Annotated in this window: 13 protein-coding genes; 4 read left to right on the plus strand and 9 right to left on the minus strand. The window is 40.3% G+C overall.

What is annotated here, in order from left to right:
• Positions 1-90 precede the first annotated feature (90 nt).
• The 8 genes from DY109_RS07210 to DY109_RS07245 all read right to left on the minus strand — a co-directional run bounded on the left by DY109_RS07210 (position 91) and on the right by DY109_RS07245 (position 7,225).
• A complete protein-coding gene (locus DY109_RS07210; protein ID WP_023949418.1) occupies positions 91-807 on the minus strand; it encodes a MotE family protein in 717 nt (238 codons plus the stop codon).
• Positions 804-1,328 carry a flagellar export protein FliJ gene (locus DY109_RS07215; RefSeq protein ID WP_158413036.1) on the minus strand — a complete coding sequence of 175 codons (525 nt, stop codon included), beginning with the start codon at positions 1,326-1,328 and terminating at the stop codon, positions 804-806. The genes DY109_RS07210 and DY109_RS07215 overlap by 4 nt, the downstream gene beginning before the upstream one ends.
• Positions 1,270-2,511 (minus strand): adenylosuccinate synthase, encoded by a 1,242-nt coding sequence (locus tag DY109_RS07220; RefSeq protein WP_115737829.1) that lies wholly within the window; start codon positions 2,509-2,511, stop codon positions 1,270-1,272. Before DY109_RS07220 ends, DY109_RS07215 begins: the two co-directional genes overlap by 59 nt.
• 46 nt (positions 2,512-2,557) lie before the next feature.
• On the minus strand, positions 2,558-3,406 hold the full coding sequence (locus tag DY109_RS07225; RefSeq protein WP_023949412.1) for an ATP phosphoribosyltransferase regulatory subunit: 849 nt from the start codon (positions 3,404-3,406) through the stop codon (positions 2,558-2,560).
• Positions 3,407-3,423: 17 nt separating this feature from the next.
• Positions 3,424-4,353, minus strand: a complete 930-nt coding sequence (locus tag DY109_RS07230; RefSeq protein WP_023949410.1) for a ribose-phosphate pyrophosphokinase — start codon at positions 4,351-4,353, stop codon at positions 3,424-3,426.
• 90 nt (positions 4,354-4,443) lie between these two features.
• Positions 4,444-5,010 (minus strand): YraN family protein, encoded by a 567-nt coding sequence (locus tag DY109_RS07235; RefSeq protein WP_023949409.1) that lies wholly within the window; start codon positions 5,008-5,010, stop codon positions 4,444-4,446.
• Between the two features lie 2 nt (positions 5,011-5,012).
• Positions 5,013-6,314 (minus strand): homoserine dehydrogenase, encoded by a 1,302-nt coding sequence (locus tag DY109_RS07240; RefSeq protein WP_023949408.1) that lies wholly within the window; start codon positions 6,312-6,314, stop codon positions 5,013-5,015.
• Positions 6,299-7,225: an aspartate carbamoyltransferase catalytic subunit gene (locus DY109_RS07245; protein WP_023949407.1), complete on the minus strand. Its 927-nt coding sequence runs from the start codon at positions 7,223-7,225 to the stop codon at positions 6,299-6,301. Before DY109_RS07245 ends, DY109_RS07240 begins: the two co-directional genes overlap by 16 nt.
• Positions 7,226-7,448: 223 nt before the next feature.
• On the opposite strand from DY109_RS07245, the gene DY109_RS07250 reads away from it, so the two are divergent.
• The 3 genes from DY109_RS07250 to DY109_RS07260 are packed head-to-tail and all read left to right on the plus strand — an operon-like array spanning position 7,449 to position 9,623.
• Entirely contained in the window at positions 7,449-8,024 is a 576-nt protein-coding gene (locus tag DY109_RS07250; protein ID WP_051404667.1) for a hypothetical protein, read from the plus strand.
• Entirely contained in the window at positions 8,024-8,806 is a 783-nt protein-coding gene (locus DY109_RS07255; RefSeq protein WP_023949405.1) for a TlyA family RNA methyltransferase, read from the plus strand. The genes DY109_RS07250 and DY109_RS07255 overlap by 1 nt, the downstream gene beginning before the upstream one ends.
• A complete protein-coding gene (locus tag DY109_RS07260; protein WP_023949403.1) occupies positions 8,772-9,623 on the plus strand; it encodes a bifunctional riboflavin kinase/FAD synthetase in 852 nt (283 codons plus the stop codon). Before DY109_RS07255 ends, DY109_RS07260 begins: the two co-directional genes overlap by 35 nt.
• A 37-nt stretch (positions 9,624-9,660) precedes the next feature.
• Here DY109_RS07260 and DY109_RS07265 read toward each other — a convergent pair whose 3' ends face one another.
• Positions 9,661-9,846, minus strand: a complete 186-nt coding sequence (locus tag DY109_RS07265) for a hypothetical protein (protein ID WP_034550267.1) — start codon at positions 9,844-9,846, stop codon at positions 9,661-9,663.
• A gap of 396 nt (positions 9,847-10,242) precedes the next feature.
• Here DY109_RS07265 and DY109_RS07270 point away from each other — a divergent pair, with 396 nt between their 5' ends.
• The gene (locus tag DY109_RS07270) at positions 10,243-11,922 is read left to right on the plus strand and encodes an OmpP1/FadL family transporter (RefSeq protein WP_034550310.1); all 1,680 of its coding nucleotides are present in this window, start codon (positions 10,243-10,245) and stop codon (positions 11,920-11,922) included.
• Position 11,923 lies beyond the last annotated feature (1 nt).

Raw genomic sequence — 11,923 nt, forward strand, 5'->3', positions numbered from 1 at the left:
CGCCTTGTTTACGCTTTATTTGCGCCTGCCTTACTTTGCTTTTATCTTTTGTTTTATTTGCCTTATTTGTCATATCGCTTGGCATTTTGCCTACACGCCACCATTGTTTTGGAAGTTGAGCTGCTGTTTTTGGCTCTCTTGGCTAGTTTGATTGTCTGCATTGTCTTGGGTTGGCTTATCTGTATTGGTGGTTTTAAATGGCGGTCCTTTGGTGATGACTTTGGTTAGCTCTGCGGCTCGCTTTGGATCCATTTTGGCAAGGATTTTTGCCATTTCAGATGGTGCAAGCGAAGTGAGAATCTCGGCTGCCTCGCTATCTTCAAGCTCTGCAATAATGGGTGCAGCTTTGGAATCCTTCATACCCGAAAAAGTCTTAGCTACTTTGTTATTTGAAGCAGTTTGTATGGATTTAAGCAAGGCTTCATTTTGGGCGATGAGATCTTGGATATTTTTTTTCTCCTCTTCAAGTCGTTGGGCTTCTTTTTTTTGGACGTCTTGGATTTGCTTTATTTTCTCCTCTAGCGCAACTTCTTGGCTTTTGATTTTGGATTCTCTTTGGTCTAAGAGATTTTGCGTGGCATTTCTATATGCTTCAAGCCCCTGCATACGCTCATTAAGCAAAGTAAGACTATCTTGTATCTCACTTTTTCTAGCTTCAAATACAGCATTGCATTCTAGAATCTTGCTTGGATCTGGCTCTTGCTTTTCTAGCGCGGATACAATCCCATATCCACAGAGCAAAACCGCGATATACCGCATAATCAAAAATTGTATTTGAGTTGTTTTCATTATTTTTATTATAGTCATAGATTCTCCTTTATGTAGAGTAAAGTTCCCATTTCATCAAGCATTTTTTGCTCTTTTTGCTTGAGTGCTTTTAGGATATGTTCTTGCTCTTTTTCTTGAAGGTATTTTATCTTTTCAAATTCCATATATATATGCTTATATTCTTGTTTGAGCGTGCGGACTTCTTGCTTCAGCACTGCAAGCTGTATCTGCTGAGATTGTATATCATTAATCTGTGATTTTTTCATCGCCCGAATCTGCAGCAATGTCCCAAAATCAGCACTTTGCGGAATCTCAATCTGCGCTGCCTCAGCGACCATCGCATCGATAGCACTTTGCAAAGCTAGAGCTTTGGCGTTTGTCTTGGCTATTTTCATCTCGCATATAGAGAGCTTTTGCTTTTGGGCTTTGAGAATAGCGTCAAATTTTGTTTTCATCTGATTGTATCGCTTAAATACACCTGTCGTTTCATTGAATCTAAGCTTATCGATAAATGGTTTGGCTTCTTTCAGCACCAGTAGAGATGATTTTGATTTTGACACCAATATGATCCTCGATAAACTGAATGTAGTTTTTTGCATTCTGTGGCAAATCATTCCATTGCGTGATACCAGCACTTCCCTCCCAGCCTTTGAGCGACTCATATTTGGGGCGGACATTTTCTAGATCTGTTGGCACATAAGTGATGAGTTTAGATTTGTATTCATACGCCGTGCATACTTTGATCTCATCAAAGCCATCAAGCACATCAAGCTTCATTAAGGCTATTTCATTGCAGCCATTAAGCCTGCTTGCGTATTTTGCCACGATCACATCAAAAAACCCACATCGCCTCGCGCGTCCTGTTGTCGTGCCAAATTCATAGCCATTTTTTTGTAAGATTCTGCCCTCTTCGCCAAAATCCTTACTTGGAAATGGTCCATTACCCACGCGCGTGCAGTAAGCTTTCATAATCCCTAGCACATTATGTATCTCTTTTGGTGGTAAGCCACTCCCATTGCACGCGCCAGAAGCGATCGTTGTCGAGCTTGTTACAAATGGATAAGTGCCATGATCAATATCAAGCATACTGCCTTGCGCGCCCTCAAGCAGAATCTTTTGATTACGATCAATGGCTTCCCAAAGCAGTTGTGTCGTATCAGTTGCGTATTTGAGAATCTCATTTGCAATCGCATTAAGATTCTCTAAGATTGTCTTTGGATTTGGTAATGTCTCTTTTTTAAGCTCCATAAAACACGCGATTCTTTCAAGATTGAGGCATATTTTTTCCTCCAAAGTAGCTTTATTATACAAATCACAAACACGAATCCCAACCCGTGAAGTCTTATCTGTATAGCTTGGTCCGATTCCCTTTCCCGTAGTGCCTATGGCTTTTTTGGTGTTTTTTTCGTTTGCAAGATCGAGCATTTGATGATATGGCAAAATCAAATGCGCCTTATCGCTAATAAAAAGTCGCCCTTCAAGATTGCTAAACTGCGCGATCTCTGATACAAACGCATTTGGTTCTATCACCACGCCATTGCCGATGATGTTTTTGCAATGCGGATACAAAATGCCTGATGGAACGAGATGAAGTGCGTATTTTTTGCCATTAACAACAATTGTATGCCCGGCATTATGCCCGCCTTGATAGCGCACGACATAATCATAATCCCCAGCAAGCGCATCAACGATTTTGCCCTTGCCCTCATCTCCCCATTGGATACCTACTACTAAATCTGCCATTTTTATCCTTTATCTTTTGGATTCTTTATTTTCTTAAAGATTACTCTTAGGATTCTTGCAATATCAGATCAACGACATTGTCTGTATAGATTCCAAATCCGCAACACTCATATCCTTGAAGATTATAATTTCCTCCAAGCATTAAAGTGTGATTTGCATTAAAAACCTTAAACACCATATCATCATAATAATCCACCACAGGCTTTGCAAGCGGGGCGATTATAATGCGATTATGCTTACACATTTTTGCACTCTCAATCAGCCGCTCCACTTCAAAGCGCAAAAACATAGGTGCAATAGACAAAAAACGTTCCAAACTCTCTATATCATTTACTTCCAGAATCTGCTTCATAAACAACGCTTTTTGCTCAACTTCCTGCACGCATAACGCATTATACGACTCGATATTGAGCCCGATTTCATTGATACACAAATGCAAAATCTTTGCATTGCTAATCTGAAGATAGGCATCAAGAATAAAAGATGACAGAATCTCAAGTCCTACATTTATGATTGTGCTTAATTCATTCATATCCAAGCATTCAGCACCGATTTGATAAATCTCACTTGTAGGGTAGCTAAAAACCGGCTGGATATAAAACCATTTTTGATGGTTTGTGCTTCGTCCCAATCGCTTTGTAATGATACGAATCGTATCAATCGTAGAATCATAGCGCAATGAAATTTGATGATTATTTTGACTGCTTAGGCGGATAATGTGCCGATTTGAAAAATTTTGCTGATGCTCAAAATACGAAAATGATGGCGTGATAATCTCCTCAAACCCATTGTGATAAAAAATCTCGCACGCTTTATTTTCGATATTGCGCTTTAGTCGCGCGCTTTTGCCAAAGTGAAGCTTCGTGCCTTGCGGAATCTCGTGTTCAAATACCATAATCAAACCACACCAAACTACATAAAAAGTGAATTAACACTTTCATTATGACAAATACGACGTACAACTTCAGCAAACAATGGCACAACATTAAGCGTCGTAATTTTGGCGCATTTTTGGCGCAAAGGAATCGAATTACTCACCACCACTTCATCAAGCACAGATTCTTGGATTCTCTGTATTGCATTTCCACTCAAAATCGCATGCGTCCCCAAAGCCATTACAGATTCTGCGCCTCTTTCTTTGAGCTTTGCAGCAGCCTTACACATAGTCCCCGCGGTATCTATCATATCATCAACCAAAATAACATTTTTACCATCAACATCACCGATGATATTCATCACCTCACTTTCATTTGCCCGCTCGCGCTTTTTATCAACGATCACAAGATCTAATCCAAGCTGATTTGCAAAATACCTCGCACGCGCAACGCCCCCTATATCAGGGCTTGCGATGATTGGAGCTTTGAATTTTTTGGATCGCACATAATCCCTAAAAATAATCGAACCATACAAATTATCCACCGGAATATCAAAAAAGCCCTGAATCTGCCCGGCGTGTAAATCCATAGTGATGACGCGATTGATTCCGGCGTATTGGATAAGATTTGCCACAAGCTTTGCGGTGATTGGCACTCTAGGGGCTGCTTTTCTATCCTGCCTTGCATACCCAAAATACGGAATAATAGCCGTGATAGAATTTGCCGAACTGCGCTTAAATGCGTCTGTCATCACTAATAATTCCATAAGATTGTCATTTGTAGGCGAGCAAGTAGGCTGAACGATAAATACATCTTTGCCACGCACAGATTCATTGATTTGCACGCCGATTTCTCCATCGCTAAAGCGATTTACAGAGATTTGAGAAATCATCACATCAAGTCGTTGCGCAAGCTCTCTGCCAAACTCAAAATGAGCGTTGCCACTAAAAATTTTAAATCCCCTCATATAGATTACCTTCGAGATAGAATTAAGCTAGCATTATAAAAAAAACTAGCTTAAAATTTTTGGAATACAAAGCGATTATCTCAAATCTCATCAAAGACTAGAATCTAGACTTAGATTCTGCATAAACTGCACGCAATCTCCCCAAATAAGCAATGCATCAACACAATAGCTAATCCCCTCTTCATTGGCGTTAAAATCGCCTTGAAGCCACTCATTGCAGGCAAAAGATTCTGACAAAAACACTTCTATGCTTTGATAGATTTTGGAGAGTTTTTTAGGTGTGATTGCATAGATAGGATTTGATGTTTGATAGCATTTCACCTCGATAAAATGCAAGACATTATCCTTATGCGCGATAATGTCAATCTCACCAAAGCGCGCAAAAAAATTACACTCAAGAATCTTAAATCCATGAGAGATAAGCCAAGAGCGCGCTATCTTTTCGCCCCTCAAGCCTTTTTGGCGCGTGTTTGGGGTAGTTTTGGCATTTGGCGGATTGTTAATATTTGGCGTGTTTGTGGATTTTGGCGTATTTAGTGTATTTTTAGATTTTGACGTGCTTAATGTGTTTGACGTGCTTGGCGCATTTGTGAAATTCGCAGAATCTAAAGTATTTAGCGTATTTTGCGCGTTTTTAGCATTTTGAGCTTTTGGCAAGCTTACGCCTCGATCCTAATGATTACAGGCTTTGCGCGCACGACTTCTAAAGATTCTAGTGCCTTTAGTGCGTTTTGGATAGCATATTCTGTCGTGGTATGCGTAGCAAGCAAGATTTTTGCACTTCCGCCCTGATTATTTAGATTCTGCTTTGGATTTTGGTTTAGATTCTGATTATTTGGCTTTTGCAAAAATGTGCTAATTGAGATTTCATTATGACTCAAAATCGCTGCGATTTTTTCAAGCACACCGGGCTTATCATCAGCAAGTATGCGGATATAATACCGACTGATGATCTGCTCTTGTGGTATCAGCCCAAATGATTGACTTGTCTTAAATCCTAGCATTTGGCTGCTTTTGCCCCGAGCGATCTCTATCAAATCACTAATAACCGAACTTGCCGTCGCATCGCCCCCTGCGCCGGCTCCATAATACACACTCTCACCCACACAATCTCCCATAACGCTAATAGCATTCATCACATCATCGACTTTAGCGATCAAGCGATCTTGCGCGATCATCGTAGGGTGGATTCTTAGCTCTATGGAGTTGTTGATTTTTTTGGCGATTCCAAGAAGTTTGATTACATAGCCAAACTCCTTAGCAAACTCCATATCCTCAATCGCAATATCTGTAATGCCCTCTACCAAAATCTCTTCAGGACGAGAATCTATCCCATATGCCAAAGACGCAAGGATAAGCAATTTGTGCGCTGCGTCTTTACCATTAATATCTAAGCTTGGGTTTGCCTCTGCGTAGCCTAGATTCTGGGCGGATTCTAGGCTTTGCTGAAAGCTCCAGCCCTCTTTTGTCATTTTGCTTAAAATATAATTACTTGTGCCATTTAAAATCCCATAAATAGCCTCAATATGATTTGCACTCAAGCCATCTTTGAGTGCCTTAATGATAGGAATCCCACCGCAAACGCTCGCTTCAAATCCAATAGGCGTTTTGGCAATCTGCTCTAATTCATAGCGATGGTATGCAAGCATAGCTTTATTTGCCGTTACAAATGCTTTGCTTTGGCTAAGGGCGATTTGCGCAATTTTGTATGCTTGATCTATCCCGCCCATAAGCTCGACAATCACATCGATTTCATTATCATAAAGCACTTCATCGACATTATCTGTCAAAGCGATATTTACATTGCGCTTTTTGCTTAGATCTTTTACCACGCCTTTTTTGACTACGATTTCAACGCCTGTGCGCGCGGTGATGATGTCTTTATTGCGCTCCAAAATATTTGCCACACTGCTTCCGACCACGCCAACGCCAATAATTGCTACTTTTAATTGTTTATGCATTTGCCCTCTTTCAACTCTAAAATAAAATATTCCATAACCGCCATTCTGATTGCTACACCATTTCTCACTTGCTGTAAAACCTTACATCTAGGATCTTTGAGTAAATCATCTTCTATATCGATATTATGATGCACAGGTCCTGGGTGCATAATCACAATATCGCGATCGCGTATTATAGACTTTGTCAAGCAAAAATTATGCGCGTAATCTCGCAAAGAGCCATAATTTTGCTTGCTGTGCCGCTCAGTCTGCGTGCGAAGTGAGATAATCGCATCAAGAGAATCTATCACTTCACTAAGATTATGCGTAAATGGAAGTTTGGTAGATTCTGGCAAAAAATGCGGAGGCGCGATAAGTGTGATATGTATGCCAAATCGACTAAGCAGCTCGATATTACTATTTGCTACACGCGAGGATTTTATATCACCGATGATTCCTACGCGCTTTTTGCTTAGATCTTCTCCCAAACACTGCCGAAGTGTCAAAAGATCAAGCAATGCTTGTGTAGGGTGAGCGTGTGCGCCATCACCGCCATTGATGATAGGACAAGATACGCTTTTGGTTAAATGCACGGGCGCGCCTGAACTTTGATGTCTTATGATGATTGCTTCTGGATTCATTGCATTGAGATTTGCCGCAGTATCTGAAATCGTCTCGCCTTTTTGCGTAGAAGAGCGACTGACATCAAGTCGCGTTACACTTCCGCCTAGATTTTTGATAGCACACTCAAAGCTACTAAGCGTGCGCGTGGAGTTTTCAAAAAAAATCGTAATAATATTTTTACCATGCAGACTTTGATTTGGAGGCAGATTTTGGCTTGAAGATTGGTGATCCAAAAAATATGTCGCTTTTTGCAAAATATGCAAAACTTCATCTTTACTCAAATCGCTTGTCTGTATAAGATGTCGCATACTCTTATCCTTTGTTATTTTTGTTTTGTTTGTTTGGCGCAATGGGCTTTTTAATGTGCTTTATACTTAGAGAAACTTTTTTGATTGCCAGAATCTTAATATATATTTACTTAAGTATGAGTTATAATGCTAGCTTAATTTCTGATTCTAAACCAAAACATCAATAGAAATAATTTAAGACATTTTAAGACAAATGACTTTTAAGTAAGCGCAGGGGGATTTTTTGAGATTTTTTCTAGCATTGTTGTTTGCGATTTTTTTAAGCAGTTGTAGCAATTATCTCCAGCAAAATCTACACCCAAGCGTGCTTGAAGAAAAAAAAATCCAAGCCACACGAAAAGCCGAAATTATCAATGATAATAAAGTCGAGATACTTTTTCTTGCGACTTATCTCAATGAAATCGAAAACTCTTTTTATCAGAATCTTGAATATTTTTTTGTCGAAATCTACACGCCAAATCACGAGCCAATCAATCTTAAAAGAATCCACTTTCAGCTCACAACAAACAATGCTAATAATAACTCCATAGATTCTGATAATTCTATAATAGATTCTGCTATTGCAGGCACAAACGCAAGCACAAAGCCATTTTTAGAGCCACTATATATACGCCAAATCAAACCAAATGAATACGACTCTGTGCTAAGCCCTACAAACAAATGGTCTTCATGCTATCTTGTTGCATTCCAAAAAACAAACATAATCGATACAGAAAAAATCGGGCTTAACATTATCTATGATGAGACGCCACTTAAATTTGACTTTAGTATCAAAAAAATACCTTTCCAAATCTTTTAATGCGACTTGATGTTTTTTTGGTGGAATGTGGCTTATTTGATAGTCGGCAGAAGGCAAAAGAAGCCATACAATCGCGCATTATAGAGCTAAATGGCACAATAACACAAAAGCCTTCATTTGAAGTCTCGCTAGATTCTACCCCTCAAATCACAATCCTAGAGCCACACTATGTCTCAAGGGCAGCTTACAAACTCAAAGGGTTTTTTGATGAGATTGACTTCAAAAAGCAGCATTTCAAAGCGATAGATGTCGGCGCGGCGCGAGGTGGATTCACACAGATTCTGCTTGAATATGGCGCGCGCGAAGTTTGGAGTATTGATGTAGGAAGTAATCAGCTCCACCCACTTTTAAGGCAGAATCCAAATGTAAAAGTTTATGAACATTGCGATATTAGGGATTTTGCAAAGACGCACGCACAAATAAATCCACAAATGACCCCAAAAACAATCACGCAAGCGCGTACACACGAAAATAATAGTTATGTTCAATTTGACTTGCTTGTGTGTGATGTGAGCTTCATAGAGATAAGCAAAATCTTTGACGCGCTCCAAACCCTAAGCGATGAGATGATCTTGCTTTTTAAGCCTCAATTTGAAGTAGGCAAAGGCACCAAACGAAACAAAAAAGGAGTCGTGCAAGATAGAAAACTCATAGATGACACACTCGCTACATTATGCAAATTTATCCAAACTCAAGGCTTTAGAATCCTTACTATCACACCATCAACCCTGAAAGGAAAAGAAGGCAATGAAGAATTTTTTATCCATACCAAAAAACAATAACATCACAAATATCGCGATAGGCAAATTTGATGGAATCCACTTAGGACACCAACAAATCCTTGATTCTCTGCGCGAAAATAGCGCGATAATTATCATTGACAACCACACCAAAGACTTCCTTACTTCAATAAATGATCGCTTTTTGCGCCTCAAAAACACCTACCCCAATCTCTATCTCTTAGAGCTAGAATCTATCAAGCACCTTGAAGGTAGCGCATTTATCGCTATGCTTTTAGAGCTACTTCCAAAGCTAGAAACCATTGTCGTGGGCTATGATTTTCGATTCGGACATAATCGTGGCTTTAGCGGAAATGATATAGCAAATTTTTTCAAAGGCAGAGTTATAATCATTCCACAAGTCAAATACAATGAAATCCCCCTGCACTCAAGCACGATTAAAGATCTAATCCGACATGGCGACATCGCTATAAGCAATGCCATGCTTGGCTGGAACTACACAATCAAAGGCGAAGCCATCAAAGGTCAAGGCTTGGCAAGCCAAAAGCTATTTGCCACACTCAATATCCAAACATCTGGCTATGTCCTACCCTCTAGCGGCGTATATGCAAGCCTCACTGATGATGAGATGAGCGTGAGCTTCATCGGCAATCGCCTAAGCACAGACAAGCAATTTGCAATCGAAACGCACATCATAGGCAAAGCCCACATACCACACAAACATTCCATACGCATTACTTTTCTCAAAAAAATCCGCGACAACCGCCACTTCTCAGATCTCCAAACGCTTAAAGCGCAAATACGACAAGATATAGCGCAAGCAAAAGAGATTCTAGAATCTAGTTTCCATAAGAGCTAAATCCTCTCTTTTTGCTTCTTTTTGCGGATTGCTTCGTTTAGGGCTTATCTTGTATTATTTTGGCGACGCACGCACAAGTGCGACTCACTTGGTTTTGTCTTGCGCCAAACTCGCAAAACCACAAAAATAAGCTAAAAATAGAGAATTTTTTACACGCTCCTTGTGTCTCCATAGAATCTATCTTTATCGTCATTGCGAGACTTCCGCTAGGAAGTCGTGGCAATCCACTCCTTAAAAAGAAAAACATAAAAAATTACAAAGCAAATCAGGTTAGATTCTACACATAAGAATTCAAAATTATGAGAATCTAAATTTTTTAGATTCTTATGGATTGCCACGCAAGGATAAACCTTGCTTGCAATGACGATAAAATTTCTATATTTATTACCTAACATTGCAACACTCACGGCAACACTCACGCTTAATGCCTAAAAATGACATTGTATATTACAAATCGCTTCACTTTGTTTGCAATGACGCACATTTTAACCCGCGTTTTTTTTATTTTTGTTATAATGACAATTTTTAAGATTTTCTAAAGATGCGTAAGCGATTGTGAGCGATAATGAGAGGATATTTGAGAAGATATTTTAGTTTTTTTGCTTCTTTGTTATTTATTATGCTTTGCGCGCAGTCTCTTTATGCTAATGGCTTCAAAATCCAAGAGCAAAGCCTCAATGCCACAGCACTAAGCTCTGCGTATATCGCGGGTGCGAGGGGTGCTGATGCGAGTTATTATAATCCCGCAAATATGGGGTTTGAAAATGATTGGGGTGAGAACAAAAGCGAGTTTGAGCTAGCCACAAGCCTTATCAATATCCCCGGCTTTAACTTCGATGTCGCCACGACTAATCAAGGGTTGTATTCGAAGACAACACTGCAATTTAATAAAAACCCAGTTATTGATTTGGGACCTTTGGGCAAAATGGATATAGAAGGTTTAATCAAATTAGGCGCTGGTATTTTTGATTCTTTAAATGATTTGTTTAAACCCATTATCCTAGAGCACTCTACCCCAGACTCTCAAATTGTAACCGGTGGCACCGGTGATACCGCCCTAGTAGTGCCAAAGATGTTTTATAAATCCCGCACGATGCACGGCATCACCTTTGGCGGGAGCTTTGTAGCTAGCTCTGGGCTTGCTATGCAGTGGGCAGGTAAGGGTGGGGAATTTTTACAAGATGTGTTTATCATGATGGTAGAGGCAAACCCTAGTGTCTCCTATACGATTAATAACCGCCTCTCTTTTGGATTTGGCTATCGTGTAATGTATGCGATGGGGAAATTTAATAATGTCGTCTATGTGCCACTTGACAAAGAAGGAGGTGGGATTTCACTTAATCAAGAACAAATTATCAATCTTGCCAAGCACCCCGAAGCTGTAAATGCGCTTATACCAGAATCCATAAAAAATCAAATAGGACCAATTCTTAACAAACTTGGTACATTGAGTTCAAGTCTTATAATCCCTGGTTGCAATACAAATGGCGTGGAGTGCGTAAATTGGGGTGTATTGATGGGCAATGTCGATGGGGAGAAAACAAACCTTTTTGGCACTTCTAAAGTTTATCAAAAATCTGAAGGCAAGGATCTCTCAACCGGATTCCGCCTCTCTGCCTCGCTTAGAGTGTTTGATAATGGTATGCTAAGTGTGGTGTATAACTCGCCTGTGAAGTTTGATATGGCAGGCAAAGTCGAGGCGCTCACTTATGTAGGCGGGGCTATGGGAAATGTGCTTACAACGGCAAATCTCAATATCGCAGTGCAAATGCCAGAGATCCTAGCCCTTGCCTACGCGCAAGAAGTGTTTGACAAAAGGCTGCGGATTGAGGGCGTGTATGAGCGGACATTTTGGAGTCGTGGGTGGAAATTCAATGTTACGCCGGATTTTGAAAACGCCACTTATACGGGCTTAAGTGGGCTTGTCGCACTCAAAGATGTGTTTAGCTCTGAGACATTAAAGCAAATGGTAGGAATCGCAGATTTTGGCGTGGTGAGTAATATGGGTGCGGGCTGGAGGGATACAAATACATTCCGACTCGGGCTCACTTATAAGAGTAAAAATATGCGCCTTATGGCAAGCACAGCCTATGATGCTGCGCCTAGCCCGCAAGATAAAGTCGGGATTCCGGATTCTGATGGGTATATGGTGGGTGCGGGCGCAAAGTTTAATCTCAGGGGGTTTGACTTCGGGCTTGCAGGAAGCTGGACTTTCAAGCAATCGATGAGCTCGCTATATCACTCTGGCGGACTTGGTGGGCTATTTATCTATACTGCTTCGCTTGGCTATCGGTGGTAAA

Origin of the sequence: Helicobacter fennelliae (assembly GCF_900451005.1) — a bacterium.
Classification (GTDB): Bacteria; Campylobacterota; Campylobacteria; order Campylobacterales; family Helicobacteraceae; genus Helicobacter_B; species Helicobacter_B fennelliae.